25 protein-coding genes are annotated in these 26540 nt (G+C 40.7%); 8 read left to right on the top strand and 17 right to left on the bottom strand.

Translation table 11 applies throughout. The features are described from left to right. Positions 1-308 precede the first annotated feature (308 nt). The 16 genes from ACE1CC_RS21030 to ACE1CC_RS20955 all read right to left on the bottom strand — a co-directional run bounded on the left by ACE1CC_RS21030 (position 309) and on the right by ACE1CC_RS20955 (position 17781). A complete protein-coding gene (locus ACE1CC_RS21030; RefSeq protein ID WP_413272391.1) occupies positions 309-2108 on the bottom strand; it encodes a type IV secretory system conjugative DNA transfer family protein in 1800 nt (599 codons plus the stop codon). Then, complete coding sequence (locus tag ACE1CC_RS21025; protein WP_413272390.1) at positions 2105-2674, bottom strand: hypothetical protein; 570 nt, start codon at positions 2672-2674, stop codon at positions 2105-2107. Before ACE1CC_RS21025 ends, ACE1CC_RS21030 begins: the two co-directional genes overlap by 4 nt. Further along, on the bottom strand, positions 2662-4467 hold the full coding sequence (locus ACE1CC_RS21020; RefSeq protein WP_413272389.1) for a M23 family peptidase: 1806 nt from the start codon (positions 4465-4467) through the stop codon (positions 2662-2664). The genes ACE1CC_RS21025 and ACE1CC_RS21020 overlap by 13 nt, the downstream gene beginning before the upstream one ends. A 206-nt stretch (positions 4468-4673) precedes the next feature. Next, positions 4674-4940 carry a hypothetical protein gene (locus tag ACE1CC_RS21015; protein WP_413272388.1) on the bottom strand — a complete coding sequence of 89 codons (267 nt, stop codon included), beginning with the start codon at positions 4938-4940 and terminating at the stop codon, positions 4674-4676. Between the two features lie 182 nt (positions 4941-5122). Next, positions 5123-6829 (bottom strand): ATP-binding protein, encoded by a 1707-nt coding sequence (locus tag ACE1CC_RS21010; protein ID WP_413272387.1) that lies wholly within the window; start codon positions 6827-6829, stop codon positions 5123-5125. 14 nt (positions 6830-6843) lie between these two features. After that, positions 6844-7248 carry a hypothetical protein gene (locus tag ACE1CC_RS21005; RefSeq protein ID WP_413272386.1) on the bottom strand — a complete coding sequence of 135 codons (405 nt, stop codon included), beginning with the start codon at positions 7246-7248 and terminating at the stop codon, positions 6844-6846. 110 nt (positions 7249-7358) lie between these two features. After that, positions 7359-7721 carry a hypothetical protein gene (locus ACE1CC_RS21000; protein ID WP_413272385.1) on the bottom strand — a complete coding sequence of 121 codons (363 nt, stop codon included), beginning with the start codon at positions 7719-7721 and terminating at the stop codon, positions 7359-7361. Then, on the bottom strand, positions 7718-8452 hold the full coding sequence (locus ACE1CC_RS20995) for a hypothetical protein (RefSeq protein WP_413272384.1): 735 nt from the start codon (positions 8450-8452) through the stop codon (positions 7718-7720). The genes ACE1CC_RS21000 and ACE1CC_RS20995 overlap by 4 nt, the downstream gene beginning before the upstream one ends. An 11-nt stretch (positions 8453-8463) precedes the next feature. Further along, positions 8464-10158, bottom strand: a complete 1695-nt coding sequence (locus ACE1CC_RS20990) for a TrbI/VirB10 family protein (RefSeq protein WP_413272383.1) — start codon at positions 10156-10158, stop codon at positions 8464-8466. A gap of 21 nt (positions 10159-10179) precedes the next feature. Next, positions 10180-10911: a hypothetical protein gene (locus tag ACE1CC_RS20985; protein ID WP_413272382.1), complete on the bottom strand. Its 732-nt coding sequence runs from the start codon at positions 10909-10911 to the stop codon at positions 10180-10182. 18 nt (positions 10912-10929) lie between these two features. Then, entirely contained in the window at positions 10930-12024 is a 1095-nt protein-coding gene (locus ACE1CC_RS20980; RefSeq protein ID WP_413272381.1) for a hypothetical protein, read from the bottom strand. Between the two features lie 12 nt (positions 12025-12036). Beyond that, positions 12037-12846 carry a hypothetical protein gene (locus tag ACE1CC_RS20975; protein ID WP_413272380.1) on the bottom strand — a complete coding sequence of 270 codons (810 nt, stop codon included), beginning with the start codon at positions 12844-12846 and terminating at the stop codon, positions 12037-12039. After that, positions 12821-15685 carry a hypothetical protein gene (locus ACE1CC_RS20970; protein WP_413272379.1) on the bottom strand — a complete coding sequence of 955 codons (2865 nt, stop codon included), beginning with the start codon at positions 15683-15685 and terminating at the stop codon, positions 12821-12823. Before ACE1CC_RS20970 ends, ACE1CC_RS20975 begins: the two co-directional genes overlap by 26 nt. Beyond that, complete coding sequence (locus ACE1CC_RS20965) at positions 15682-16023, bottom strand: hypothetical protein (RefSeq protein ID WP_193985479.1); 342 nt, start codon at positions 16021-16023, stop codon at positions 15682-15684. The genes ACE1CC_RS20970 and ACE1CC_RS20965 overlap by 4 nt, the downstream gene beginning before the upstream one ends. 124 nt (positions 16024-16147) lie before the next feature. Then, entirely contained in the window at positions 16148-16759 is a 612-nt protein-coding gene (locus ACE1CC_RS20960) for a hypothetical protein (protein WP_413272378.1), read from the bottom strand. Between the two features lie 41 nt (positions 16760-16800). Then, positions 16801-17781 (bottom strand): hypothetical protein, encoded by a 981-nt coding sequence (locus tag ACE1CC_RS20955; protein WP_413272377.1) that lies wholly within the window; start codon positions 17779-17781, stop codon positions 16801-16803. A gap of 298 nt (positions 17782-18079) precedes the next feature. Here ACE1CC_RS20955 and ACE1CC_RS20950 point away from each other — a divergent pair, with 298 nt between their 5' ends. The 6 genes from ACE1CC_RS20950 to ACE1CC_RS20925 all read left to right on the top strand — a co-directional run bounded on the left by ACE1CC_RS20950 (position 18080) and on the right by ACE1CC_RS20925 (position 24126). Next, positions 18080-18880: a ParA family protein gene (locus ACE1CC_RS20950; RefSeq protein ID WP_413272376.1), complete on the top strand. Its 801-nt coding sequence runs from the start codon at positions 18080-18082 to the stop codon at positions 18878-18880. Next, a complete protein-coding gene (locus ACE1CC_RS20945) occupies positions 18880-19992 on the top strand; it encodes a ParB/RepB/Spo0J family partition protein (RefSeq protein ID WP_413272375.1) in 1113 nt (370 codons plus the stop codon). Before ACE1CC_RS20950 ends, ACE1CC_RS20945 begins: the two co-directional genes overlap by 1 nt. Before the next feature lie 3 nt (positions 19993-19995). Continuing rightward, positions 19996-21345: an AAA family ATPase gene (locus ACE1CC_RS20940; RefSeq protein ID WP_413272374.1), complete on the top strand. Its 1350-nt coding sequence runs from the start codon at positions 19996-19998 to the stop codon at positions 21343-21345. A 4-nt stretch (positions 21346-21349) separates the two neighbouring features. Then, positions 21350-22024 (top strand): DUF4276 family protein, encoded by a 675-nt coding sequence (locus tag ACE1CC_RS20935; RefSeq protein WP_413272373.1) that lies wholly within the window; start codon positions 21350-21352, stop codon positions 22022-22024. Between the two features lie 76 nt (positions 22025-22100). Next, a complete protein-coding gene (locus ACE1CC_RS20930; protein ID WP_413272372.1) occupies positions 22101-22892 on the top strand; it encodes a hypothetical protein in 792 nt (263 codons plus the stop codon). A 40-nt stretch (positions 22893-22932) separates the two neighbouring features. Further along, positions 22933-24126 carry a DUF4336 domain-containing protein gene (locus tag ACE1CC_RS20925; RefSeq protein WP_413272371.1) on the top strand — a complete coding sequence of 398 codons (1194 nt, stop codon included), beginning with the start codon at positions 22933-22935 and terminating at the stop codon, positions 24124-24126. On the opposite strand, the gene ACE1CC_RS20920 is transcribed toward ACE1CC_RS20925, so the two are convergent. Then, positions 24083-24667 (bottom strand): 3'-5' exonuclease, encoded by a 585-nt coding sequence (locus tag ACE1CC_RS20920; protein WP_459563891.1) that lies wholly within the window; start codon positions 24665-24667, stop codon positions 24083-24085. The genes ACE1CC_RS20925 and ACE1CC_RS20920 overlap by 44 nt on opposite strands. A 384-nt stretch (positions 24668-25051) precedes the next feature. On the opposite strand from ACE1CC_RS20920, the gene ACE1CC_RS20915 reads away from it, so the two are divergent. Then, positions 25052-25261, top strand: coding sequence for a hypothetical protein (locus ACE1CC_RS20915; RefSeq protein ID WP_413272369.1), 210 nt, complete (start codon positions 25052-25054; stop codon positions 25259-25261). A 106-nt stretch (positions 25262-25367) separates the two neighbouring features. Then, positions 25368-26519 carry an IS4 family transposase gene (locus ACE1CC_RS20910; RefSeq protein WP_413272368.1) on the top strand — a complete coding sequence of 384 codons (1152 nt, stop codon included), beginning with the start codon at positions 25368-25370 and terminating at the stop codon, positions 26517-26519. Positions 26520-26540 lie beyond the last annotated feature (21 nt).

The following is a 26540-nucleotide window of genomic DNA, read 5'->3' as shown; positions in this document are numbered from 1 at the left end:
GAATGGCGATGAATTATTAGCGGCACTAGATGGGGTGCAAGCTAGTAGTATTAGCAGTGCTAATTTCACTTTCGGTTAGTGCGGTTTAACTGGAAAGTTTTGAGTGAAGGATTGAATATTTTAATCCTTCACTCAAGTATTTTAAAGGCATTAGCTTTATAGTCTGTTGTCACAATTAATTACACAATAATTTGGGCTAGAAGCCCTATCTAGTAAAGAATCAATATGTAATTAATTCTGTCCAATTACTTAGTTGAGGAGAAAGAGAGTTAAGCGATCGCTTCAAATAAACCTTTTTAATCTAAGCATTACCAAGGCGACTCCAAAGTAACTTCCGAATTTTCTAATTTCTCAGTTGATTGAGAAGCTGATACACTCAAAAGCTGCGAAGCAATTTGTTCCCTTAAATCCATCGCTTCATCCAATTGAGAGGGGTCAATTAATTGAGAACGAGCAATCAACCTGGGACAAACTTGTGAGTGCCAAAGTTTTTCACACTCAGAAATCCTTTTTTGGTCAGATTTAGGAATGGGAATAGTCAACGGATAAGGAATTGACCCCTCACCACCAGAAGAATAACCTGGATTAGTAATCACGCACTTACCTTGGGGAAAGCGCATAATTTCATCTGGGGTAATAATCGGCATAGTTTGCAATCTATCAGCCATCGTCACACTGCGCCCTTCTTTCGATTGAGTAATAGAGCGTTCTTTGACAATCAATTCTTTTTGACCGTAAGATTGAGAAAACTTTTCCGCAGTCGAGTAATTAGCAGGATTGTACAAAATTTTAGTACTGCAAGCACTCGATATCGCAGCTGCTAAATTCTCACCATAAGCATTAGCCAACTGTTCTAAACTTTGCACGCCCAAAACAAAACAAGCACCATTACTGCGATACTCATTAATCCATTGAGGTAAAGCATAGAGAAAAATAGAAGGCAATTCATCAATAAAGATTCCCAGAGGTTGAGAACGTGGTTGAGCCAAATTTTTAACAACAGTCATGTGAAAAGCAGCAGCTAATAAAGGGCCAACCGCATCTCGCCGTTCATCATCCAACTTAAAAATTAACATTTGTTTGCCCGATAACTTAATAGGAATGGTAGTTTTTCCTAAAAAAGAAGACAGCAAATTCCGTTTAATAAACCCAGAAAAAATGCCAGCGGTTGTAGTATCAATACTAGCAACCGTTTTTTCACTATCTTTGGCTTTAAGATATTGGCGAAAACTAGAAGCCACCCAAACCGAAACTTTGTGATGTTGGATTGCAGTAGCTAACTTACTAATAAATCCCTCACTTGAAATCAAACCATAAACTGTACCCAAATCAGGACAATCGCTACTTTTAGCTAATTGAATCAAAGCCGTAGCTAACATATCAGCAGCTTTAGCAAAAAAGTCATGTTCTCCCTTATTACCAGTAGCATTAGCATTAATCACCCGAGCGATTTGAGTAGCAGTTTCTGCATCTTCTTCATTTCTCATAAAATCCAAAGGATTGATGACTTCAGAATAAGGCTCACCAGGGGCAAAAATCCGCACATCATACCCATACCTAGCAGCCATTGGTGCTAACAATTGCATCTGGCTACCCTTCTTATCGTAGATAATTAAAGGGAAACCCTGTACCATACAACTTTCGGCCATCCTATCAATAGAACCGTAAGTTTTACCACTTCCGGGAGCACCCAAAACTAAAATAGAACGTTCAGCATGAGGAATCCAAACCGTAGGAGAAGCACCCAAAAGAGTTTGAATTCTAGCTGCCATTCCCTGAAATTTACCCGACCACCAATAACGAGGAGAACCACACCAAAAGCAAACTTGATTGTGCTGACGTTTACGGATTTGTTTGAGCGCCAGGTTAGTAGCTGCTAACTTTTCTGCTACTCCCACCACTCGTCCAGTAGAAATTTTCCCTTTCCTTTTCCCACCTAGTTGAGTTAGAAGAATAATCAGTACCAAAGCACCTATCATTCCTAGCCCTTGGGGGTTAGCAAAACTTTTAAATAATCCCGAAAAATCAAAACTCGATTGATAACCAGAAGCAGGTTTAGTTGCCACTGATTGTTGATGTGATAGCTGTCCTAAGTGATAATTAATCATGATTTTGATAGAAGAATGCGAATACTTTTGGTTGGTTGAAAAGAACTGCCATTAAAGCAATAAGTTAAAGTTAGTAAAGACTGCTGCTTAACTTGTTTGATTTCTAGGCAAGGTAAAGCAGTGGCAGAAATATCGGGGCTAATACTAATCAAGGAATGTTGTGGAGGCAGGTTAGGTTGCAAATAAGTACTTAATACTTGCTGATACGATTGTTCTTTTGCTAAATAAGCCACATATAAACAACCAATTCTACCGCAAGTTTGCGGATGATTAAAGTTGAAGATGTGCAAATACCCATTATCCTTAGTCGGAATAGAAGCTGCTAATACATTGTGCAAATGGTCAGGTGTAGCAGAAGTATTTTGGGAAACTGCTAATTGCCATAAACCAGATGGTACAGCATCAATTGTTTTCCAATTTAAAGGTACTGCTGCTACTGAATTGGTGCTACAACCATTAAGCAGTAAAGTACCAATAAGCAAGAAAATCGCTAAACTGAAATGGAATATTTGTACCAACCGCACCAATTTCGGTGAAACAATGATTTTGTGATTTATGATTTGCATAAATTAGCTCGTTCTTTGTAGCGTCTCAAAACATCTAAACCGTAACTTTTTAAACTCAATCGCCCAAAAACATCAGTTGCTTGCCCATCAACTAAAGAAGCATCGCCACCGAAATGCTTTTGAGCTATCCTTTCAATCAAACGTTCGCCCGCAAAAGGTTGCCCAGTGGTAGGGTCAATTTCAGAGGTAGTGCGCGTAATTTTGTTAAGCAAAGCAGCTTTCATCGCCGCTTCTTGGTCAGCCGGAGGGTAAAACTGAAATAGCTCTGCTGGTGTAATAGTCGCGCCCGAATTAAGCTGGTTCAGCCATGCTTGACCACCTGGTTTATTAACTATTGCCTGTACTGCATCAGGGTTGTAACTCATATCTTGGTACTTACCCAAAGCACGTCCGCAGTTACGTCCCCCATCAGCACACACATAAGGGCCAATAGCATCAGGTTGACCGCTACTTTCTACAGAAGCAATGGCACTTTTGAGTGCAGCTACATTAACACCAGCGGGAGAATTAGCAATCGTAGGGCAGGGTTCATCAGGAGTTACCGCCGGAGGTGATGATGTAGCCAATACCTTAGAGGTAGTGCTAGTTTGTGGCACAGCAGTTGCTCTCATCTGCTGGCTATCCAAAGTGCCAATAAATATTGGTGCATTCACCCGATAGGTAAGGAAGGGAACTGGGCCAATAAAATAAGGTGTGGCACCGCAAAAGTTCTGAAAGCGGAAGTACAATGCAGTATCAACCGTATCCGTTGTTTCATCTGGTTCCATGACCACTACCTTAAAAGCACTACCAAAAGGCAATCGTCCTGTAGGTTCTTGACCACCATTAACAAACTTCAAGCAACCCCAGCCACCTTCTACTTGTTGATATTTACCCGATATCCAAGAACGACCTTCAAATTCACCACGTACAGTTCTTCCAGAGTTTTCCAAATCATCAAGTTCAATGTAGGGACAATCTTGACCCTGACAGGGAACAGAAAAACCAGCTACATCCGAACCTGAGATAGTACGCCACCGCTTCTGTTCGGCTTTACCCCAAATAAAATCTATCCGGGCAAACACCTGACCTAACTGGGTTAAGGGAAGAGGAAATTCAGATAATGGCAGAGTATTCAGGGCAGGTACATCAGCAATCAGCGTATCTGACCAACCCTGAAATTGACCTAACTGCACAGATTCTACTTGGGGAATGTCACCAATTGTATATGCTGACAAATCAATTTCATTTAATTTTAATTCCCCTAAAGTTGGATTTTGAGTTAATAAATCAGCAAGGGTAGAATTACTATTTACAATCAGTCCTTGGTTTTGCAACAATGCCGCAATTGGAGGTACTTGATTTGCAGAAAAGTTACCTAAAGAAGGTACGATATCAACCAAATGCTTGAGAGTTTGTTGACCTAGTAAGGGAAAGCTGTTGATACCGATTGTTTTTAAGTCCAAGCCCTTGACAATATTAGCCAAATTCAACAAATCAGGTTTGAGAGCAGTTTGAATATCTGCTAATGTCAAATATTGGTCTGGTGTTTGTCCTGCCTTCCAAGTGCGTGTTTTTCCAGCAAAAGTGAAAGTACCGCTTTCTTGAATTGGAGGCAGGGAACCAAAGGATATTCTCTGCCAATCTGGTAGCAATGCTTGAGTTGCATTAGTTGAATCAAATGCAGCTAATCTCATTGGTAAATTAAATTCTGTATTGAGTTTTTGTTGTGACATAATTGGCAAGTTCGCTGTGGTAAATATCACCAAACAGGAAGAGAGCAATACCAAAATGACAAAGCGAAAGTATTTCATAAAAAGCTAATCAAAAGCTGATAATAATTATTTTTAAGGTAATCATCGAGTAATCAGCACTAACTTGAGATAGAAAAATATCTACGTCAATAGTGATAGCGATTTTTAATAAAAAAATACCGTTTCTTTAAGGGGAAACGGCAATCAAGAAGAAGAGGTTAGTGGATGGCGAGTAGGGGTTAGGGAAGAGAATAATTTAAGCGCGATTACTCTAACTCTAAACCTGAATTGCTAGAGTAATCATGAGTAGGATTAGGATGAGAAAATGTCTCAGTATAAGGGGTATCGAAGACATTAATTTCGTAAGGATTTTCAGCATAAGCATTGGTAATATGCTCTGTATGATATGCAGTATTTTCGACACCCCAATTGTGGGCAGATGGAGCTAAATCATATCCAGAACCTCCCGCCCATCCATTATTTCCATTTTCCTCAAAAAGATTACCACCGTAAGCTTGATTTTGGTCGTTCATAAAGTTTACCGATTTACTAAATTAATTGCTTGATTTAATAGTATTAATTATCCCCACATTCTGACTCTATCAAAAGCGATAAAGCAGCAAACATGGAAATAAAAACAAGAAATATGTTGAGCAAAAATGATAGTTTATGTAAATATAAACTACCAAATTAGAATAGAATAAAAACGCATTTTTCAGGAATTATAATTCAAAGTTATTCTCTCCCCTTGTCCCCTTGTCCCCTTGTCCCCTCTGCTCCCCTGCTCCCCTGCTCCCCTGCTCCCCTGCCCCTCTGCCCCTCTGCCCCCCTGCTCCCCTGCCCCTTCAGGCATACCAAACAAAACTTCAGGCTCTTTAGCCCAGCGACTTCTATCAGGTGAAGAAGCAGGACGAGCATAAGATGCTTTATTGCGGATTTCGATAATTTTATCTTCCTCTCGAATCATACTAGGAGTAAAGCTGTAACGTTGTGCCAAAAAGTCTTTGACAGTCACATTTAAAGGTTGTTTACTTAACAGTTCGGCAGGAAATTGTAAACTATTGCGGTAAAAAGCTTCCTGGGCTGTTTTGCGGACGAGATTACCAATTTCAGCTGGAGTTAGCAATTTAGTTTCTCGCAATAGCCGCCACCAATCTGGTTCGCTAAAATCTAAACCAGGGAAATATTTAGCTAAATGCAATTTGAAAATTTCATATCTCGCACCAGTATGTGGTAAATCTACAAAAACGATATCATCAAACCGACGAATTAATTCAGGGGGCAAAAATTCTAATCTATTAACAGTAGCCATTACTAATACTTGAGAAGTTCTTTCCTGCATCCAAGTGAGCAATTTACCTGCTAATTGCCGGGATATTCCCCCATCATTATCAGAATCAAAACCAGCAAAACCTTTATCAAAGTCATCGAAATAAAGCACCAAGCCATATTTACCTAAAGAATCACAAAATTGCAAAAACTCGCGTAAATTCTTTCGTGATTCGTAAGCAGTAGTACCGCGCAATCCTGCCCAATCAGCAGCTATCATCGGAACGCCCATTTTAGATGCAGCTAACTTAGCACTTAAACTTTTCCCTGTACCAGGTGGACCCCACAATATTAAACCTTTAGGGAATGTAAGATTATGTTGTTTAGCTTCTGGTTTGAGTAAGGCAGCAGCACGTTCCAGTATTCCTTCTAATAAATCTAAACCACCTACAGCAGGTACATCCGGTTTGCTGATGAATTCAATTCCTTGACCCTTTAACTTCGAGGTTTTATAAGTCAGTACTTGTTCAATTAGTTGAGCCACAGTAAAAGTATTTTTTGTTAATCGTAACAGGAGTGTTTGTAGTTCGTAAGCAGGTAAACCCAGACAAGTTCTTACTAAGCTATCCGATTCTTCTGATGTAATAAAATCAGTACAACATTTTTCAACTATCTGCTTTACTTGAAAAATATCTGGCAGTGGGTTAACCAGAACTGGTACTAAAGCTACTAATTCTGGAGGTAATTCAACATAAGTTTCAAGTGCTATCAACAATTGTTGTTGCCCTCTAGTAGACAAATCATAAGCAAGGTTACTAATCATAGCTAATTGGGAAGGCGACCAGATTCCCTGATTATCAGGAATAAGAACACCTTCAAAAACAAACATTCCTGGTATTTGGCTATTATCTAAAAGCCATGCTAAACCTGAAGAGCAGGAAAAATTAGTGGGAATAAGTTGTATATTTCCATCAAAGATTACCTGCCGTAAAGATGGATAACCACAATTCCAAAAATATAAAGGTAATCCTTGTTGTTGAGCAACAGACAAGAGAAATTCTAATACCTTGAGGCGTTCGGTTAAAGGAGTTTCTACAGCAATAAAACACTGATCTTGCTGGAATAAAGTTGGTAAATCTTGGAGATATTGCATGATTAAATTCCTGTTTAAGGTAAATAAGTTTGGCGATAATTTTGTTTAGCCCATTTTTTAGCTTGGCGAGTAGTCCACATAAGGTCTGAAGGCAACTTTGGTAGATTTTCAAGTTGAGCTAGATAAGAGTAATCGCCAGTTACTCGTGCGATTACAGAAGCAATCACTTGGCAGCAACTTTGAGGATATTGAACTACTTGTTTTTCTGAGAAACGCACCACTACCCAGTTACCAGCAGTAAAAAATTTATTTCTGATATCGTCTTTAGCACTGTCTATACAGTGTGATGGTTCTTTGGTATTGCCAACGTAAGGTTCATCAATTTCGATATCAATGCTAAGTCCGCTTTTATGGAACAAAGCGAAGTCAACTGAATAAGGGAAGTCTAATACTGGGTTTTTAAATTGCAATCCCGGCACGATGTTAGGAAAGAATTGTTGTAAGATTTGTTGAAATGCTTTTTCAGAAACTCCTACTTGTGCGTTGCCAACTCCTATAGATGTGATTACAGAATCAGCAAGTAATACACTTAGTTGATGTTCTCTATCGGGAGAAGATAATTGTGGGACTTGTTGAGCATCTGTAATTTGTTTGTGATGGTGTTTTTAGTGGTTGGTAGATGCGGGAACATCACGCCGAACATTCCGAATAAAATGACTAGCCAAGCCATAACAACCAACCAAAAGGGAGATAGAAAAGTAAAAGAAACAGCCATCAGTACACTAACTATAAATAGCAATAAGTAGGGATAATATTTCGGGCGGGGAGGAGGAACTGATTTGATTGTTAGTTCTTGAATTGGTTGCAATTGGTGTGTTCGCTTTGTAGGATGGTGAGCTAAAAACTTGAGAATCTTTTCGGGATAGAGGATAACGGGATAAGTTTGGTTCATTGAACATTTCCGATTCCTAAACTACCCAATTGCGTAAGTACGGGTAAAGGGATTTTTACTGTTTGGGCTAACTCAACTAAAGATTGATAATTCGTATTTCTAGCTCTTGCTAAAAAGTCTCGGACTTTGTATACGATAGGGTCAGATGTAGTGCTATAACCTCTGGCTATAGCAATTTGCAAACCCCGTTCAATATCATCAAGGGTAGCTTGACGAGAAAAGCCAACTTGTAAAACTGGTTCTTTTCCATTGGGAGAAGAAGTAACATTAGCCACACTTAAGCCATGATAAACAGGTGTCGCTGTTCCAGGGCGGATATTGAAAGTGTAGAGGCGCACATTACCATCTGTAGTTTTAGTTTTGATAAACAAATTGGTTTCTCTAGCAGTAGTCAGATTGGGAAATTTCAAAGGCAATATTTGACGCAGAAATAATGTAGTCGCTTTGCCTTTATCTAAAGGAGTATCGGTAGCATAAGTGAATCGACTGGGGTCTGCCAAAAATACTTGAATAATTTGTTCGTTAACGAGCGAAAAATCAATTGCCGTTGCTCTACCAGACCAAACTTCGATAGTACGTGCTGCTTGAGTTAGTCCACTACCTTCATCTGGAGTGATAGTAATTATGGCAGGTTGAGTGGCTTTAATAGAATGATTGGATTGTGCTCGTGCCACGCTAGGATAACAAAGAGTTAAGCATATTATTGCTGCTTTGATAGAGAAGTTTTTCATCTTTTACTCCTTTAACGAGTCACTTGAAAAAAGGTATTGAAAAACACGGAAACTTTAGTTCCTTGAGGTACGACAGCCACAGGAGTACGCTGCGAAATCTCTTGGGTAGTGCGGTCAGCACGTTGGGTTAATCGTTGGGACATCGGTCGGAAAAATCCTTCCATTGCAGCTGCCAAAATATTAGGTTCCCTGGCAGTAGTAGTAATAGTTTGACTGCTAAATCCACCACTGGAAATCATGGTTGCTGATTGGCTTTGGTTTTGATTGACAACTTGAGCAGCACGTCCGGCTGCACCTAATAAACCAATCAGAATGTCTTGTCTGGCAATCTCGCTACCTGGATTTCCCATGCCTTTTGCGATTAACGGATTGCCATTTTCACCGCGAATCAGAATGCTATTTCTCGGAACTTGTTGTTGACGAATCTGACCATAACTATCAGGATAAACAACAGCAACTACAGTTTGGTTGACTAACTTGTTATCAGAGCTAACAGAATCAACTTCTGTAATCAAAATGCTACCTTTGGGAAAAGCAATTCGATTATCAGTAGACAAAACATCTTCTTCTAATTCCACCGCAAACCGTCCAGAATTAGCTGACTTTTCTGTTGTCCAAATCATCGGAACTAACACCTTAGCTTGAGCAAGGGTACCAATTTGAATTTGCATCGGTTCCCCTGGTGTGATAGTGGGAGCAACTTCAGATTCGGATACAGGCGTGCCATTCAAAATGCCTCGTTCTCCTGGTGTTAAATCAGCTGGAATAGCAGCAATTGTGGTGCTATTTGGAGAACTGCTTTCATCTGAATTGGTATGGTTGAGAGAAACCACAGGAATTGTTTCGGAGTTTGATTGAGTTGTTGTAGATGGCGCTGTGGAAATAACAGTCGGTGTGGGAACAGTAGCTTTTTCTTCGGTTGTGGTTGTGGTTTGCTGTCCGATAGTTGCCAATTGATTCCAACGTTCAAAGGGGTCAATTTCAGGTGTGTTTGGCACAGGTGGACGGGATACAGCAGCTACTTGCGGTGGTTGCGGTACTGGTATCCTTTCCCGAATCACTCTGGGAGGTGGTGCAGGTTCCCGGATAATTTTCGGAGGCGGTGCTGGTTCTCGGATGATTCTCGCTGGCGGCGCTGGCTCTCGAATGATTCGTGGAGGTGGTGCAGGTTCTCGAATGATTCTTGGCGGTGGTGCAGGCTCTCGGATAATTCTTGGCGGTGGTGCAGCTGCTTGTCTTGTCACTGGAGGTGATGGAACTGGTTTTGCTGCTGTAGAAGTAGGTGTAGGAGCGGGTGCAGGTAGCTTTTGTTCCTGTTGTTGGCGACTTAGTTGATTTCTAAAAGCCAATTCTGCTTTCAATCGAGCCGCTTCATCGCTATTAGGAGCAGTGGTAGTGGGAGTAGGGGTAGGTGTAGCAGCTTGGCGAGGTAGAGGAGATTTGACAGCAAAGAAAATTGACCAAATCAACCAACAGAAAAGCATGATTCCACCAACAATTAAGGAAGCAAATGCAAAACGGATTAGTGGATTTTCGCTACTGTCAGTTTCTTCTTTGGTTTCCTCTAAGCGTTCTAGCATCAATTCATGGTCAACCAAGGCAGTTTGTTCCGGTCGATATCCCGATATTTGAGCAATTTCTTCTGCCGTCCATTTTTCATTGGCAAATTCGTTTTGAGCAGTAACATTGCTATTTTGATTATCCATTGGCTTGAATTATTGATGTGGTTAATTAGGAGTAAATTCGGTAATTTTGGTAATTTCCAAACCAGCCTTTCTAATTTGATAAAGCTGCTGTTCTAAAGCTGAAGCATCTGATGTAGGTGGCGAGGGAATATCTACAGCTTGGAGCGTAATAGTGCGATTAAAGGGGATTTCTTCATCTGCACCACCAGGTAGATTTACTAATACCCTAGTGGCAACCATGTCTACTTCCCATTCACCAATTCTGGTTTGTCTGGGAGCAGAAAGATAAGATATAACCATCTTGGAACGCACTTGACCGCTGAATACTCTAGATGGGGTAATTTCTGCTAATGATTGCAATGCTGCTTGACGAAAACCTTGTGGCCCAGGTTGAATCAGAAAAGAACCGAAATAGGCATTAGTAGTAACCCGCTTACCGTTACCAATATTGCGACCTTTGTCTAATTCTTTTGTACCAGGAATAACACCATCCCAGTTAAATGTTAAATCAACCCATTGCCGTACTACTTCTCTGATAACTTCTGGTTGACGATAAAGGTAATCTTGTTCCGAAACCAGCACAGTTTTACCATCTATCATCTGCACAAAAGTTGTCTTTCTAGCTGCTAATTGATTAACTTTGAAGCCCACAAATAGGATTAACAGAAAACTCAAGCAACTAAAAGCAGTTAATCCGACAAAACACAAAGGAAGGATGTCTTTTGAGTCTAAAAGAATTTTTGCAGGTTTGGTTCTATTTAGAGATTTGAACATTCCAGTTTCTCCACTTTCTTAAATTACCTTGCCCGCTAGTCCTGTAGCGACAGCTACTACACCATCAAAGGCAGCATTAATTAATGCAGGCGCTCGATTGTTGATTCCTGTATAAAGTGCCACTCCACCACCACTTGCAATCAACAATGCTAAAGCTGGGGCAAAGATGCTGATAAATGCTAAAAAAGCTAAATCGGAAAAGGTTTGTGCGCCAGCAGCTACAATAACGGTGGCAGCTAATCCGACGATGATGTTGTAACCTAGTTGCACGCCAAATAAGGCAGCAAAACCGCTAGACCATGCCCAAATTGGTTTGGTTCCTAATGGTAGTAAACTCAGTCCCATTGCTATGGGTGCAAAGGTGGCAGTCATCAGTAATGCGGCTTCTAAAATATTCACAAAAGCCCACTGCAAGGCATAGAGAAAAGAAATCAAGATAAACGAAATAGTGGCATTGAAAACAGCACCAGGATTTTGTATGGTGTCTGTTAATTGTGCTACGGCTTGACGAGCTTGTTCTAATGGCCCACCATTTTGTTGTTCGGCTGCTGTTAATATCTGTTCGACAATTGGCTGTTTTTCTTGTAAACAATCTGTTAACGGTTTACCAGATTTACCTTGACATTCGGCATAAATTGTAGAAACTTGGGTTTTTACACTTTGGGTTAAAGTGACATCAGAAATAGCTTGTTTGAAGGTAGTATCAGCAAGTTGAATGTTGAGGACATTCACAACTTGTTGATGACCAATATTTCTGGCAAGCATCACAGTTTGGGATAGCAGATATCCATTGTTACCGAGAAAAAATGCAATGAATAAAGGCCAAACGATTGCAGCTGCTAATTCTGATAAAGAGAACCGCTTTTGTTGATAATCAGAAGCCATTCTAATAGCTAAAAGCATGATGCTGAGGGCAGCTAAAATAGTTCCTAAATTGCATAAGCCTGCCCATAATGCACCACTGGGATTGATGGCATCTCCCCAAGCTTTGTTCCAAGCTTCAACTGTTTGGCGACTTAGTGCGATACTTTGGGAGATTAAGTTTAAGCCGACAGTGGCATCAGCACTATTATCTGGTGGCGTGATTTGAGCGAGAAGTTGAGTTAGAAGCATGATTTGTGTTTCCTACTCCCTGCTTTCCCCTAAGACTGTGCCACCTGGCATGAATAGTAAAGCGCCTTGGGCAACGGCTGCATTACCGGAAGCGATCGCACTTTGTCGTTCCCGAATATTAGCTGCATTGAGTTCCTGTGCTGCTTGTGCTGTCAGCGTTAGTTGCAATGCTCGATCTTGTCTAGCAAGAGATGCTTCTTTCATTTGCAAGTCAGCAATAGCAGATTGGTTTTTTAGCTGCGCGGAAATATTTTGTAAAATCTGTTGCGAGGTATCAGAATTTTGAGAATCTGCTGCCATTTGAGCCGATTCATTAGCATTTGTCGTGCTAAATTCTCTGGTAGTTTTTGATTGCTCTTGGGCAGTTTTGGAAAGAGTTTGAGTTTGGGCTACCTGTAAGGCACCTACTCGTTCGCTCATTTGTGCCGCATCTTGACGAATGGCATAAGAATTGGCAACATTGTTCTCTAACTTAGTCGCCAAAGCAGCATCTTCTGGCAGAGAACCTTTCATAATTTCACTAACAACTTGTCCGACATCGGGAATTTGCACCGCACCAATGGCATTTTGAACGAGTTGCGTAATGCCACCAAATAAGTCGCCCTGAACAAAAGAACGAACGTCTTTGATGAAACTTTGGATTTCATTTGTTACCTGATTGGCAGATAAAAATGAATTTACCTGAGATGAACTAATCTGTGAAATTTGTTGGTTTTGCGTTGTATCTTGAGTAGCTGCCAGCGTGGGATTGACAAACAACAAAGCTGAAGTACTGACAACAGAAACTAGCGTTAATTTAGGCAGAAATAAGTGCTTTTTCATGAGTTATAAGCTCCGATTGTTGATGGGATAAATTGCTATCAATTAGTTCTGTACCTTGTTTTAAAGCAGGTACATAGACGCTAGTAAAATGAGCTAACCCTTGTAGTTGACCCTTAATAGTGTTGGGATATTGCGCCAAAATTGCGCGTCTTGCTCTTCTTTCTGCTTGGTTAGTAGCAACAGCAGCCAAAGTCATTTCACCTGGGTAAAATTTGGTAGACCAGAAGCGTCCGCCCTTTTCAATTAACCAACAAGAATACAAATCAGACCTTCTGGGAAAGAAAGATTCAGAAGCATTTTGATTGATAATATCCACTGGATATCCCAGGAAACGTTGAAAGGAAATCACAGCATTGGAAGTAATACAACCAGTGAGGCGATAAGTAATATTTTGCATAATCATTGCTGCCGCACTAGAATTACAAATAGTATCGGGGTCTTGACTGCTTAAGATGATGCTCAGACCATCTTTTCTAGCAGTAGCACATAGTTCTCCAACCATTGCGGCAAAACCATCTCGTTTGAATAAAACAGATAGTTCATCACCGACAAACAAACTCTTAGGATAAGAAAGTGCTACCCGCAAACAAGCAGCTTTGGCAGCCACAGCCATTGTGTAAGAATCTTGGTCGTTGGTTAGCCCAGTAAGTGCATAAAATTTAACTATGGGTTCGGGAGAAAAACTGCTAGGTTTGCCAATAGCTGCACCCAAAGGGCTAACTAAAAGTGCTTGAATTTGACTTTGGATTTGATTGATAGCTTGGTGGTCAATTGCTTCTGGTTTTCTGATATCAAGTCTGGCAATAGAACAAAATCTCAAGAAATCTTTTAAAGTAGGCATATCCTGCCATTCTAGAGATTTCCATCCTTGATTGAATGCACAATTATAACGTTCGATAATGTCAGGGTCGCTCAAGAAAATATCTAAAGCTTGCATTAAAATGGCATCAACTCGTTGTGCTAAGTGAGGAAGATTGAGTTTACCCATCACAATTATGCCCAAAGCATTACGGATGAAAGAGCACCAAGACTTCATCCGAGAAGCCCGTTCTGTAGCATCAAAACGGCGTAAATCAGGAGGTTCCATTAAGTTATTTGATGCTCTACTTAAATCAAAGTAAGCACCAGCATCACCTAATAATTCAATACCAGTTTTAAAGGAACTTTCTCCATCTGCTGCTGGCATATCCATACCCACAACTGGTATACCTTGACTGATGGCATCCAGTATAAATCGCCATAATAAAACCGATTTCCCAGAACCAGTTCTACCTGTAACCAGTGCGTGTTGAGTCAAGGAAAATAAGTCTACACAAACTGATTTTCCTCCTTTAATGGTTAAGAATTCCACGCCTTTTTTGTCCAATTCTCTAGGAACGGTTAAAGGTAAAACACCAGCAACAGTTTCACTCTCTAAAACTAAGCGGCGTTCGGTCAAAATGGAAGAAGAATGCAAGATTCTTCGCCAAGTAATGGGTAAACTTTCCAGCCAAAGTTGAGCCGCAATATGACGTTCTCGAACAACTTTAGCTGTACCAAAACTATTGGATAATAACTCGCAAGCTAAATCTAAAGCTGCGGCATTTTCGCGATAAACGAGGAATATTACTGCAACATTCAGGGGAACAGCACCTTGATAAAGTCTTTTTTGGGCATCAAAACTTTCTTCTTGTTTGATTTCTGCCCCTACATCGCGTCCGCTACCTTTGAGTAGGGCACGTTCGCGGGCGGTTTTTGATTGTTTCGCTTGACGGTGCAGGTTATCTTCAGTTAAGAAACGATTGGCTGGAGAAACTTCCACCCAAGCTTCGGTGTCGCGGATATGATTTTCACTTAGAATTTTCCACAACCACAAAAGCTGTTCTCTAGCTGAATTCCAAGCGCCAACAGTATCCACCATTCTTAGTACGCCACAAACTTTATCTTTGACGTAAACTCTTGATGTGGATTGTCGATGTTCTGGACAAGAAGAATGTCCCAAGTTGCCTTCAATTAAAACAGTGGTGGCGTGTTTTCTGGAAGTAATAGTTTCGACAACTCTTAAACCCTGTTCTTTATCTTCTTTAAGGGTTAATAATTGAGGAATGGATGGTGCAGGAGTGGTATTAAATCGCTTCCATTGCCATTGCCAAAGTTCAGTTTCTCCCAAAGGGCTAACTTCTAATCCAGCTTTGGTATTCCAGAGCATTTCCCATTGCAAAAAGCCTTCCGTGTAGGCTTTCATTAACACTTTACTCAAGATTTGTTCTTGTCTTTCGGATAAACGTCCAGTTACGCCATCTAAAAAGAAACGAGAAGTTTTACTCAAGTTATAGATTAGTTTGGCAAGAGGGTCAGTTTTTCTTTCCCCAAACTCATCAGCAGTCCAGGTACAAAATACCATTTGTTGCCACATCGAGCGAGTACCTCGACTAGTGAGTTCTCGGACTCTAGCTTGTTCGTTTCGTAATAAGATTGCTGGCAGTATATGCGGACAGTTTTCGGCTAAATGATTCAGGTGTTGTTGCCTGTTTGAATCATCGGAATAACGTCCAAGGAGAAAGGTACATTTCTCCCCTGGTGGCAGAAACTTCATGGCTTCTGAAATGTTTGTCCAAGCGGCAGAAACTTCTTCGGAATAAAGCTGATTGTGAATGCCTGTGAGGTGAAAGACAAAGACGACTTGGAATTTGTTTTCGTCGCTGATATCACCTTTATTTAGTAAAAATGCGCCGATGGAACGTTGGTCTTTTTCAATGCGAACTAAGCAGCATAAATCAAGTTCGTTTTCAAATGGAAAGTAAGTTGCCTTAATGCCGTTTTCATCGAGAGCATTAATAGCCGGAATTTTAGCTTTCATCGTTTGCCTCTTTTTAAACTTTTCCTTCTGCTTCTAGAAAGTAAGGGAGAGATGTAGATTGCCCCACCACTCATCCAGTTGCGTCCTTTTGGTTTACGAAAGCGGTTGATATAACTATCAGGGTCAGCACCTGTGAGAAACCACCAACTAACAATCAACCAGAAACTAATTGCTGCTACTTTGGGAATTCCCCAGCCTAATACACCATCAAAAATCAAATAAGTCAGCAGGATAATGGCAAACCAAGGTAAAATTTGGTTGGCAGGAACTGGGCCAAAACTTGCTTGTTTTCCCAAAATTTTGTTCACCCGAATTGGGTTTCGATTTGGCTCTGACATTTTGGTTATTTTTGGTATTAAGTGGTTAGGAGTAGGGAGTAATAGTTTTGAGTTTTAAGTTATGAGTTTTAAGTTTTAAGTTAAAAACTCAAAATTCAAAACTCAAAACTTAAAACTTATTGACCTACACCCCACCAGTACCACCAGTACCATTGCCAACAAATAGAAAAGTAATCACGTCAATTGCTAAAACAATTCCCATTGCTAAACCTGCTTGAGTAGCAATAGGTCGCCAGTCATTTCCTTGCTGGGCTTGGTTATAGGCGAATAAAGCAGCTACACCAACTAAAATTAGGAAAACGGCGCGAATGACGTTAAAAACAAGTTTGATAGCTTCGGGACTAACTGACTGTCCACCACCTCCACTGCTTTGGGAGGCTAACTGGGTAACAAATTGTTCTAAGCCGCTTAAAAAAACAGCTTTAGCTGGCATCTCAAACAAACCCAAACTAATAGCTAATGCCATCATCAAACTAGCAATGTGCCAAAAGCGAATTTTGCCACCAATGAGCCGACTTAAAGATGGGATAAAATGAATGATGCGATTCAGGCAGTAGAAGAACAAACCAGTGGATAAAAGAATTGTCATCAGCAAGGGTTCTCTAACTGCCAAATAAATTAAACCAATTCCTAATCCAGAAATTGCTACAGTATTCCCATTCCATTTGGGAAGGAGTTTGGTTGCTTTGGTTAAAGCAGGGGAGTTTTCTAAAGGGTAATGATTGAAGTTAGTCATGATTATCTACCTAGTTAATGTGACGAATGAAGAGAAAGTTATTAAAGGGAATTGTCCAAACTATTGGTGCTTCTTTGTGCAGGATGAGTTGGGATGCAAGCAGTTAGAGAATTTAACTGTTGTTCGTTAAAATCACATTGTTCTACTAACCAGTGATGGCGTTTAGCATCAGTTAGGAGAGCAGAAAATACAGGTTGAGAATGAGTTGGGGTAAAACCTTTCAGGGAAGCTGGAGTTATTAATTGACCTTCTGGTGAGAAAGTAGCGGCGGCTAATTCAAAGCGATACTTTGTTCCTGAATGTGGGTCTTTCCAATTAAAAGGTTGGGGAGAAGCGCAATTGTTTAATTGGGCAAATTGTTGCGGTAATATTTGCTCAAAACGTTTGATTATTGCTTGACCTGCTAATTGACTATCTAGATGAGATGAGGTTTCTAAAGCTTTGGCTATGCTGGTTTCGGTTTTGAGAGTCATCCCAGTTAACCACAAACCATCGATTTCCTGACGAGATGCTAATAAAGCAGCAATTCTTGCCAAGTTAGGATTTAGTTTGGCGTTAGGTGCAGCAGATTTAATTGCGGTTTCATCTTCTGCTGTTACCTCTGGCTTTTGTTCAGGAGATAATGGCGATGTAGCAACCAGTTGACCTGGAGATACTGGAGTTGAAAGTTGACCTTTGAGTTTGGTGGTGGCTACATCAATGGTTGAGTATGGTGTTGTCTGGGGAATGATGCTACCCCCAGGTGGAGATAGTACCAACTGTTGTTGAAGAGGAATAGTAGATGTAGTTTTATGCGGTTCATCTACAAAACTAAAGTTAAAACCAACTAATTGATTATCGTGGTTAACTAAATTCAATTGAATTTCTCGACCTTGCGATAAACTGAGTTCTTTCAAGGCTGATTGAAAGTTCTGTAATGAACCTAATTCATGCTCTTTGTCTAATATTTGATTGACAATGTGACCAATGTATTGCAATTGTCCGGGGTCGGTAATCGAACAATTGTTTAACGCTGCATTCATAGAATTAGTGATGCAAAACAATTAAATTTATTGTCTATAAATCACTAGTTCTGTAGTTCTGACTTTAGAGAGGAAACAGCTTATCGCTATTGACGTAAAAGCTTCTATCACTAAAGCGATAGAGGGGGATAGGGGGCGGGGGTTAGGGTGTAGGGGTTAAGGGTTAGGGAAAGATTTAAATTGTGGAATTTTAAAATCCGACAAGGGGAAACAATAAAATGTAGTATTTTAAAATCCGACAAAACTCATTACTTATTCAAACTGTCGTATATTAAAATGCGACAGCGCCAGCAAACTTATGCCCAAGCAGAAAATTGTCATTGGAATATTAGCAAATGCAGGTGGAGTAGGCAAAACAACACTAGCCGTCCATCTAGCTTACGAACTCTGCAAACGAGGTCAAACAGTAGGATTAATAGACCTCGACCCCCAGCGAGCATTAGATGTATTCTGCGGTTTACCTTCAGCAGAAATCGAAAACTCCATTGTGCGAGTATTTAGCAAAGACTTTGACGGGAATTGGCCTTTAGTTTCAGCTTGGTCAAACCCAGATATTGAAGTTTGCCAAGGTCATCCCCAGATGGCGCAAGTAGCGAATGATTTAGTAATTCGCCGTCGAGGTGAGTATGTTTTGGCAGACCGCTTAAAAAATTATCCTTTACGCCACGATGTAATTATTCTGGATTGCCCTGCCACAATTGGCATAATTTGTGAAAATGCTATTGCTGCAAGTACGGGGCTGTTAGTTCCGATTCAATTAGAGATGAAATCAGTTTCGGGAGTAGCTGACTTGGTGCAGTGGTTGATTGGAATAGCAGATGATTTGATGCTCGACCCTCATCCACCAATCTTGGGATTGATACCCAGTTTGTATGACAATAGTCGTGCCATCCACCGCCAGTATTTACAACAATTACCAGAAGTAGCAGAGCAATTAAGAGTTAAGCTATATCCGCAAATTCGAGATTCATCAGAATTTAAGAATGCTTCTGCCAATGGCTTACCTTTACAAAAATATCGACCAGCACATCCGGCTGGCAAAGACTTCAAAACCATTGCTGACGACATTGTTACTTTAGTGCGAAAAGGAAAACTATAATGGCGAAACTTCCCAAAATTAATGAACGTTTTACTGGCGCAATTCAAGCAACTGACCAAGCACAAAAAATTGCCCAATTACAAGCAGAAATAGAAACGCTCAGAAGCACTCAAGCTCCAGAACTAGAGCAGCAAATCGAAGAATTAAGAAAACAATTACTAGCTGAAGAAGGAGAACTGGAAATAGATGTAATGGCGATCGATCCCAATCCATACCAACCTCGTCAGACATTAACTACCGAAAGCATTCAAACCATTGCTCGTAGTATGGAAAAAGACGGGCAGATTGCACCAGTTATTGTGATAGCACAAGGCGAGCGCTATTTGCTATGGGATGGACAACGACGTTGGTCAGCTGCCAAACTGCTAGGGTGGAAAACATTGCGTGCAGTCAAGGCACTGATGCCAGAAGACTTGCATCGCAAAGCACTGTTAACATTTATTCACCACGAAGACCTCAATCCCTTAGATAAAGCCGAGGCTATTATCAAAGAACTAACTACTGCAACAGGGATAGAAGCGGAAGAAATTCCGACTATACTATCAACGGTGTTGCGACGGTTAGAACGTTCTGACCAAGCTAATCAACTAACAGCACTAGTGACTGCTACCACAGAAGCACAATTACAAGGTGTACAATCTTTGGGAGTGAACGAAAACGAAGAAAAAATATTGTTAGTTTTATTGGATTTAGCATTAAATCCAGCATCAGTAAAAGCCAACCTGATGCCAATGCTATCTTTGCCAAAAGACTTAAAAATAGCCATTCGCGAACAGGGATTAAAAGGAGCACACGCTTTAGCTTTAACAGTTATATCTGCTAAAACTTTGAAGACATCAGAGCGTCAAGCTACCAAGGAAAGGATTGCTGCCACCAATCGCGTCATTGAACAAGAATTAACAGTGGCAAAGACGCGGGAGTTAGTAGCACAGATTAAAGCCAAGTATGTTAAGCCAGAAACTTCGGAATCGAAAGAAGTCACAACAGTAGTTAGGGGAGTGGAGAAATTGTCGAAAACAGTAATGACTTCTACTTCAACCGAACAACTGACCCAGTTGCGCCAAATTCTACAACAGAAGCTATCAGAAATTGATGAGATTTTAAATCCATAAAAAATGCTAACCCGAATTGAAATTAACGGTTTCAAAACCTTCGAGAACTTTACGCTGGACTTATCTCCTTTCGGCGTGATACTAGGGCCAAATGCTTCTGGTAAATCCAACCTTTTCGATGCACTGCGATTTCTGTCTCAGATAGCAGTAAACAACCTACGCAATGCGGTAAGAGGTCTGCGTGGTGAAGCTATTGAGCTATTTAGAAGACAAGCTGATGGTACAAGAGACACAAAAATGTCTTTTGCTGTTGAATTACTTTTGGCTCCTGAAGTCAGCGACCCTTGGGGTGATAGGGTGGAAATTTCTCATTCCAGAGTGCGTTACGAAGTCGAGATTGAATTAAGGCAAGATGAACGAGGATTGGAGCGACTGATTGTAGCGAAAGAAGCAGCTTTACCTATCTTGCCTGAAAATGACCGATGGCGGCCATTAGGACAAAAACCTTCAACTCAATTTCAGCAGGCATTTTTCAAGTACGGACGCTCCTCTCCTTGGTTAACAACAATGGAAGCAGAAGGATTGCGTCGATTTCAAATTCTGCCAGATGGTCAAGCTGGTCGCACTCACTCAGCAACGAATGCCGAAGCAACCGTACTCTCTTCGATTACCAGTGCGGAATTTCCCCATCTGTTTGCCATTCGAGAAGAAATGCGCTCGATGCGTTTTCTTCAACTCGACCCCAGACAGTTACGACAACCGAGTGCTACCACTGCTGCTCTAGAACTAGAACCAGATGGAGCAAATTTAGCTACAGTGCTAGCAAGAATTCAAGCTCAAACAGCAACTTTAAGCCAGCCAAAGGGAGCGATAGCAGATATTGCTGCTGATTTAGCTTCTCTGATTCCTGGTGTAGTGGATGTAATTGTAGAGGAAGATGAGAAAGACCGAGAGTATCGGATTGAGATTGGTTACACAAATCAACCACCTTTTAGTTCTCGCGTTGTTTCTGACGGTACGCTCAGGGTTCTAGCCTTGCTAACAATTTTGCATGACCCAGAGTATCGCGGATTGGTTTGTTTTGAAGAACCGGAAAACGGGGTTCACCCTTCTCGCTTGATGACGTTAATTCAAAGATTGCGAGAGGGTGTAACTGCTCCCCATTCCGTAGAAGTGGATGAAGCAGAACCATTTTTTCAGATATTGCTTAACAGTCACTCACCAGTGGTTCTCTCTTGTTTAGAAGAAGGAGAGGCAATGTTTGCTGATTTAGTTAGCATTGTCAACCCGGAAGCTGGTTCTGTGAGTCGGAAAACTCGAATTCGACCAGTGGCTACTGCCAACGGAAAGCCAGAGAGCGTCAGTCGCTTTGAGGTGGAACGCTATCTGAGTAGCGTTGACCGGGAGAGCTAGAACTATGCGCTATTTGGGGCTGGCTTTGTTTGCGGAGGGGCCGACTGACTATCAATTTTTGCCTCCAATCTTGCGTCGTGCTACAGAGGAATTATGTTTGCGGTCGGCTCGCTCTAGTATAGAGGTGGGAGAAGTGCTGGAGCTTTATACACCTGAAAATTATCGCGGTGCAGACCTGACTACTCAGATTTGGGAAGCAGCGCGGGAGGCAGAAGGAGCTTTCAACATCTTGTTTATTCATACAGATGGGGCAGGCGACCCAGAAGCAGCTTACAACCAGAAAGTTTTACCTCTCAAAGAGCGCATGGCGACAGAATTAGCCAGAGAGCAGGAACGAATAGTGGGTGTCGTGCCAGTACGGGAAATGGAGGCTTGGGCATTGGCGGATGGCGATGCTTTGCGGGGAGCGTTTGGCACGGTGTTGGATGATGTAGCTTTAGGGATACCGATAAGACCTCGTGAGGTGGAAGGTATTTTCGACCCGAAAATAGTTTTGGAGCAAGCTTATAGAAATGTTGTCGGCCAGAGGCGACGGGGTAAGCGGAAGGTAGCGGATTTTTTTGATGTAATTGGCGAACGAGTGAGATTAGAACGGTTGCGAGAAGTTCCGGCATATCAGCAATTTGAACAGGAGCTGAGAACAGCATTGTGGGAACTTGGATACCTTAGCGAGCTTTGATGGCGATTGCCAAGTTTGTCATTCAACACAATAGTTTTAATCTAATGAGAAGAAAGCTTTTCATTTTAATCAGCCCATGCCTTCTGCCGAACAAATTACAACAGCTATGGCGACAATTGACCAATTATCGAATTGGTTAGACAATACCGGACTTAGTGCTGCTGCTATTGCCCAATTCAAATTTAATGCCTTGGCAACTATGTACCCAGAACTGCGAGAAGTAGCCGAACTAGCCAAACAACTCATTGGTGCTACTTCACCCGTACCAGAAGTAGGGATGGGTGCAACTGAACTAGCCCAAATGCTCAAAGAAAGCTTAAATGCAAACATCAAAGCCGAGCAGGTAAATCAAGCATTGGTAGCACTAGGTTATCAAGAAAGAAATGCCGAAAAAAGAATTTGGCTACTCACAGAAACCGGAAGTAATTATGGCACTGCTATACTAGCAACCTCTACCACTAACAAATGGCAAGGTTCCCAAGTAAAGTGGTATCGTTCAGTTATTCCTAAATTAGAAGAATATTTTCGCAATACTGCTAATTCAATTGACCAAACTGATAGCAAGGATGGTGCAGCTATAGCAACTCAAGATGAATCACCTAATTCTACTAAAACTAAAACCAAAAAAGTTTTCACAGTAGCCGAACGAGCCAAAGAATTAGGATACAAAGCTCTTCCCGAACAAGTGCAACTGATTCAAAGTTTTGCTGATGAATCCTACAAAGAAGAATATGGCTCCCAACCTCCCAGAGTATCGGGAAGAAAAACTCCAGTATCTAAATATCCTATAGAATTTATTGATTCATTAGATCGAGCCATTGAAAAAGTCTTTAATCCGAAAAAGAAATCCCAGCTAGAGTTAAAGTAGTAGTTCTTTTGAACCAGGGAGAAAGGTTGTGAGAGCAGCTGTGGCAGAACACAAGTACCAGCAAAATGCTCAAGATTGGTCGTGGCACTTCTGGCCTTTAGTACCACTCTATCCTTACAGTAAGCGACGAACACTGCGTAAAGAAATCGTCAAAGATACTATCTGGACATTCGACCAAATCCAAGGCATCTTGTACACAGTCACACCAATTCGCATGACCGCGATTCGACTCGCTACTGGTGGTTTACTCATCTATGCACCAGTAGCACCCACTCCTGAGTGCATCCGACTGGTTAACGAGTTGGTAGCTCTTCATGGTGAAGTTAAGTATATTATCCTCCCCACTGCCTCCGGTTTAGAACACAAAGTTTTTGTTGGCCCATTTGCCAGACGTTTTCCTAATGCTCAAGTGTTTGTTGCGCCTTCTCAGTGGAGTTACCCGTTCAACTTACCTCTAAGTTGGCTTGGTTTTCCAGAAAAGCGAACAAAGATACTTCCATTCGATAGTAAACTAGCACCCTTTGCCGATGAGTTTGAATACAAAATACTCAATATTAACTTGGGACGAGGTTCTTTTGTTGAAGTAGCATTATGGCACAAGTCCTCGCGCACGCTACTGCTAACAGACACAGTATTGGCAGTACCAGAAACACCACCTGAAATCGTCCAAGTTGACCCTTATCCTCTGTTGTTTCACGCCAGAGATAATGCACTAGAAGAAATAAAAGATACCCCAGAAAATCGTCGGAAAGGATGGCAACGGATTAGTTTGTTTGCACTTTATTTTCGACCAGGTGCATTAGAAACAGTGGGGCTAAAAGAAGCATTAACTGATATGTTCAAAGCGCCAGATAAATCCAAAAAAGCATATTTTGGTTTATTTCCGTTTCGCTGGAAAAATGGCTGGCAACATTCATTTAATGCTTTACGTGGCAATGGTAGACCGTTGGTAGCGCCGATTTTGCAAACCTTGATTTTGGATCATACACCAGAGAAAACTATTGAATGGGCTTCACTGGTAGCAACTTGGGATTTTGAGCGGATTATTCCTTGCCACTTTGATGCACCGATTAAAACAAATCCTCATCAGTTCCGACAAGCGTTTGCTTTTTTAGAGTCAGAAACATCTTTACCAGCAGAAGATTTAGCATTCATTTTGGAATTAGAAGAAAATTTGGATAAAAAAGGCATTACTCGTCCACCACTGCCGAAATCTGTTGTTTACCCAAAATGAAAGGCAATAGTTTAGCGATATTTCTGGCATCATCAATACCCCTGTGATGCGTTCCTTCGAGTTCCATCCCTACTAGTTGCAATGCTTCTGCCATGCCGTATCCCTGGGATAAACCTTGGGTGTCGCTGAACAACTTCTTGAGATTGATATGAGGATAGCTAATGGGAAAAGGAACTTTGTGAAACTTGCTGTCTTGTTTGAACTGATTGTAATCATAGTCTCCCCAGGAGCCAAAGACAGCATTGGGATAGTTCGATAACCATTTTTGCAAAAGTGCTATTGCTTCGGCATACCCCGGAGCTTGTTCAACCTGTTTTTGAGTAATTGAGGTGAGAGCTTTACAGAAAGGAGTAAGCACGGGATAGCGCACAGGTTTAACAAAAGTTTGAAACTCATCAATAATCCTCAAGGTTGGTGCTTCTACTATAACGGCTCCAATTTCGATAATTTCCATTTCATGCCGTTTAATGCTTCCTTCGTTACAACAAGTGGCTTCTAAATCAAGCACCAAAAAATAATCGTACTGATTTAAGTCCATCATCATACTCCATCACTATCTATGCCTTTAGAATTAATTCTAAAGGTAGATGCTTTCTGTTCTCTGTGGTTAACCAAAGAGAATTGTTAATTTGTCAACTTAAAATAAAAAATATTTTACGTAAAAATACATAGTCAAATAACTAATCAGATGAAGGTTATATGAAGAATACAAACAAATTTGTATTCACCAAAAATCTGCTTATAGGTTTATAGATTTTCGGAAAACTTCGCCGAATAATTAGTACATCAATCATGGATGGTTGATTAAACAGCAAGTACGTTCAAACCAAGTTTGTTTTAGGTTGGTATTGAACTAAGAAAATGCTGTTTTAATTAATCATCATCTTTGTTGAACAAATTGCTTTAACAATCAATTAGGAGAGTTATGAGAAACCAAGAAACCACTCAGAAAAAACAGCTATTAAGAGCGATTGAGCGCATCAAGCTAAAAGGTAAATTCTTGCGGCTTACCGTCTATAAATTGCAGAATGGAGAAGTTGTCATTACCTATAGGCAAATGGCTGTAGCTGTTAAAGTCAACTTTCAGATAGCCAAGTCATTTATCAGAAGTCAAGGCATAACTTCCGATGACTGACGGGGTGACAACAATCGGTAAACCCCTTACTGCGTGCGGGGTTTACCGATTGTTGTCAAAAAAAAAGAGGTCTGCTATTCTCAAGAAGACCTAATTAACGAAAATAATGAATTTATTACCATTATTTTACACCGAACACCTAAAAACTCAACTAAAAAAAGCAGAGTTTTTAATTTTATTGATATTAGTTGTTATTTTGCAACAGCATCGAAGAGTAAAATTGGAAGAATTGGCTAGTCAATTTCCTCAAAAAATTCTTTTTGAAAGCCGCCGGAAGAAGTTACAAAGATTTCTCTCGTTACCACACCTAACAGTTGAAAGAATTTGGTGGCCTTTATTCACCTATTGGTTAACCAATAATTTTGCGCCAAGTGAAGTATTGTACATTGCGATTGACCGCACGCAATGGGGCTTAATTAATTTGATAGTTGTCAGTTTAATTTATGACAAAAGAGCTATTCCCATCTATTTTGAAGTTCTGCCGAATTTAGGCAATACAAATGCTGACAAGCAGATAGAAGTACTTTCTCAAGTCCTGCCATTATTAAGTAATTATAAAAAAGTAGTTTTAGCAGATCGGGAATTTTGTTCTGTCGATTTAGCTAAATGGTTGAAAAGCCAAGCCCAGACTTATTTTTGCTTACGTCTAAAACGAAATGAATACATTGAAGTTGCCCCAGATATTTGGTGCCAATTACAAGAATTAGGCGTGTCTCCAGGGATTTCAATTTACTTGGAAGGAGTCAAATTAACCAAAAGTAAAGGTTTTGCTCAAGCCAATATTGCCGCCAAATGGAAACGAAGCTATCGCGGCATTTCTGCCGAAGAAGCTTGGTTTATCTTGACAAATTTCACAGATTTGAAACAAGCTTTATCAGCTTATCAAAAACGGTTTGGAATCGAGGAAATGTTTAGGGATTATAAAAGTGGTGGCTATAATTTAGAGTCAACTGGCATCTCTGGCGACCGCTTAATTGCCTTAATTATATTGATTACTTTAGCTTACACCAGTTCGATTATGTCAGGAGAAAAAATCAAAAATAAGGGAGTAGTTAAATATGTCGGTCGCGTTAAGGAAAAACGTCGAACTCAGCGCCGTCATAGCAGCTTTTATATTGGTATACACGGCTATGCTTGGGTGGAATCTTTGACTTTATTGAATGAACAAACTGCTCAATTAATGTCATTAAGTCCACATAAACGACCTTATTATCAGCGAGGTCGAAGAGCCGAGATGCTTATCCGGTCTACCTTTTAGCCATAGTTGTCACCCCGTCAG

The organism is Floridaenema aerugineum BLCC-F46, assembly GCF_041929345.1.
Taxonomy (GTDB): Bacteria; Cyanobacteriota; Cyanobacteriia; order Cyanobacteriales; family Aerosakkonemataceae; genus Floridanema; species Floridanema aerugineum.
This window is presented reverse-complemented; position numbering and strand designations above follow the sequence as displayed.

What these genes read in the sequence shown, in the direction of transcription:
- ACE1CC_RS21030 (WP_413272391.1), bottom strand. Translation starts at nt 2,108, where the DNA reads ATGATTAATTATCACTTAGGACAGCTATCACATCAACAATCAGTGGCA.
- ACE1CC_RS21025 (WP_413272390.1), bottom strand. Translation starts at nt 2,674, where the DNA reads ATGCAAATCATAAATCACAAAATCATTGTTTCACCGAAATTGGTGCGG.
- ACE1CC_RS21020 (WP_413272389.1), bottom strand. Translation starts at nt 4,467, where the DNA reads ATGAAATACTTTCGCTTTGTCATTTTGGTATTGCTCTCTTCCTGTTTG.
- ACE1CC_RS21015 (WP_413272388.1), bottom strand. Translation starts at nt 4,940, where the DNA reads ATGAACGACCAAAATCAAGCTTACGGTGGTAATCTTTTTGAGGAAAAT.
- ACE1CC_RS21010 (WP_413272387.1), bottom strand. Translation starts at nt 6,829, where the DNA reads ATGCAATATCTCCAAGATTTACCAACTTTATTCCAGCAAGATCAGTGT.
- ACE1CC_RS21000 (WP_413272385.1), bottom strand. Translation starts at nt 7,721, where the DNA reads ATGAACCAAACTTATCCCGTTATCCTCTATCCCGAAAAGATTCTCAAG.
- ACE1CC_RS20995 (WP_413272384.1), bottom strand. Translation starts at nt 8,452, where the DNA reads ATGAAAAACTTCTCTATCAAAGCAGCAATAATATGCTTAACTCTTTGT.
- ACE1CC_RS20990 (WP_413272383.1), bottom strand. Translation starts at nt 10,158, where the DNA reads ATGGATAATCAAAATAGCAATGTTACTGCTCAAAACGAATTTGCCAAT.
- ACE1CC_RS20985 (WP_413272382.1), bottom strand. Translation starts at nt 10,911, where the DNA reads ATGTTCAAATCTCTAAATAGAACCAAACCTGCAAAAATTCTTTTAGAC.
- ACE1CC_RS20980 (WP_413272381.1), bottom strand. Translation starts at nt 12,024, where the DNA reads ATGCTTCTAACTCAACTTCTCGCTCAAATCACGCCACCAGATAATAGT.
- ACE1CC_RS20975 (WP_413272380.1), bottom strand. Translation starts at nt 12,846, where the DNA reads ATGAAAAAGCACTTATTTCTGCCTAAATTAACGCTAGTTTCTGTTGTC.
- ACE1CC_RS20970 (WP_413272379.1), bottom strand. Translation starts at nt 15,685, where the DNA reads ATGAAAGCTAAAATTCCGGCTATTAATGCTCTCGATGAAAACGGCATT.
- ACE1CC_RS20965 (WP_193985479.1), bottom strand. Translation starts at nt 16,023, where the DNA reads ATGTCAGAGCCAAATCGAAACCCAATTCGGGTGAACAAAATTTTGGGA.
- ACE1CC_RS20960 (WP_413272378.1), bottom strand. Translation starts at nt 16,759, where the DNA reads ATGACTAACTTCAATCATTACCCTTTAGAAAACTCCCCTGCTTTAACC.
- ACE1CC_RS20955 (WP_413272377.1), bottom strand. Translation starts at nt 17,781, where the DNA reads ATGAATGCAGCGTTAAACAATTGTTCGATTACCGACCCCGGACAATTG.
- ACE1CC_RS20950 (WP_413272376.1), top strand. Translation starts at nt 18,080, where the DNA reads ATGCCCAAGCAGAAAATTGTCATTGGAATATTAGCAAATGCAGGTGGA.
- ACE1CC_RS20945 (WP_413272375.1), top strand. Translation starts at nt 18,880, where the DNA reads ATGGCGAAACTTCCCAAAATTAATGAACGTTTTACTGGCGCAATTCAA.
- ACE1CC_RS20940 (WP_413272374.1), top strand. Translation starts at nt 19,996, where the DNA reads ATGCTAACCCGAATTGAAATTAACGGTTTCAAAACCTTCGAGAACTTT.
- ACE1CC_RS20935 (WP_413272373.1), top strand. Translation starts at nt 21,350, where the DNA reads ATGCGCTATTTGGGGCTGGCTTTGTTTGCGGAGGGGCCGACTGACTAT.
- ACE1CC_RS20930 (WP_413272372.1), top strand. Translation starts at nt 22,101, where the DNA reads ATGCCTTCTGCCGAACAAATTACAACAGCTATGGCGACAATTGACCAA.
- ACE1CC_RS20920 (WP_459563891.1), bottom strand. Translation starts at nt 24,667, where the DNA reads ATGATGGACTTAAATCAGTACGATTATTTTTTGGTGCTTGATTTAGAA.
- ACE1CC_RS20915 (WP_413272369.1), top strand. Translation starts at nt 25,052, where the DNA reads ATGAGAAACCAAGAAACCACTCAGAAAAAACAGCTATTAAGAGCGATT.
- ACE1CC_RS20910 (WP_413272368.1), top strand. Translation starts at nt 25,368, where the DNA reads ATGAATTTATTACCATTATTTTACACCGAACACCTAAAAACTCAACTA.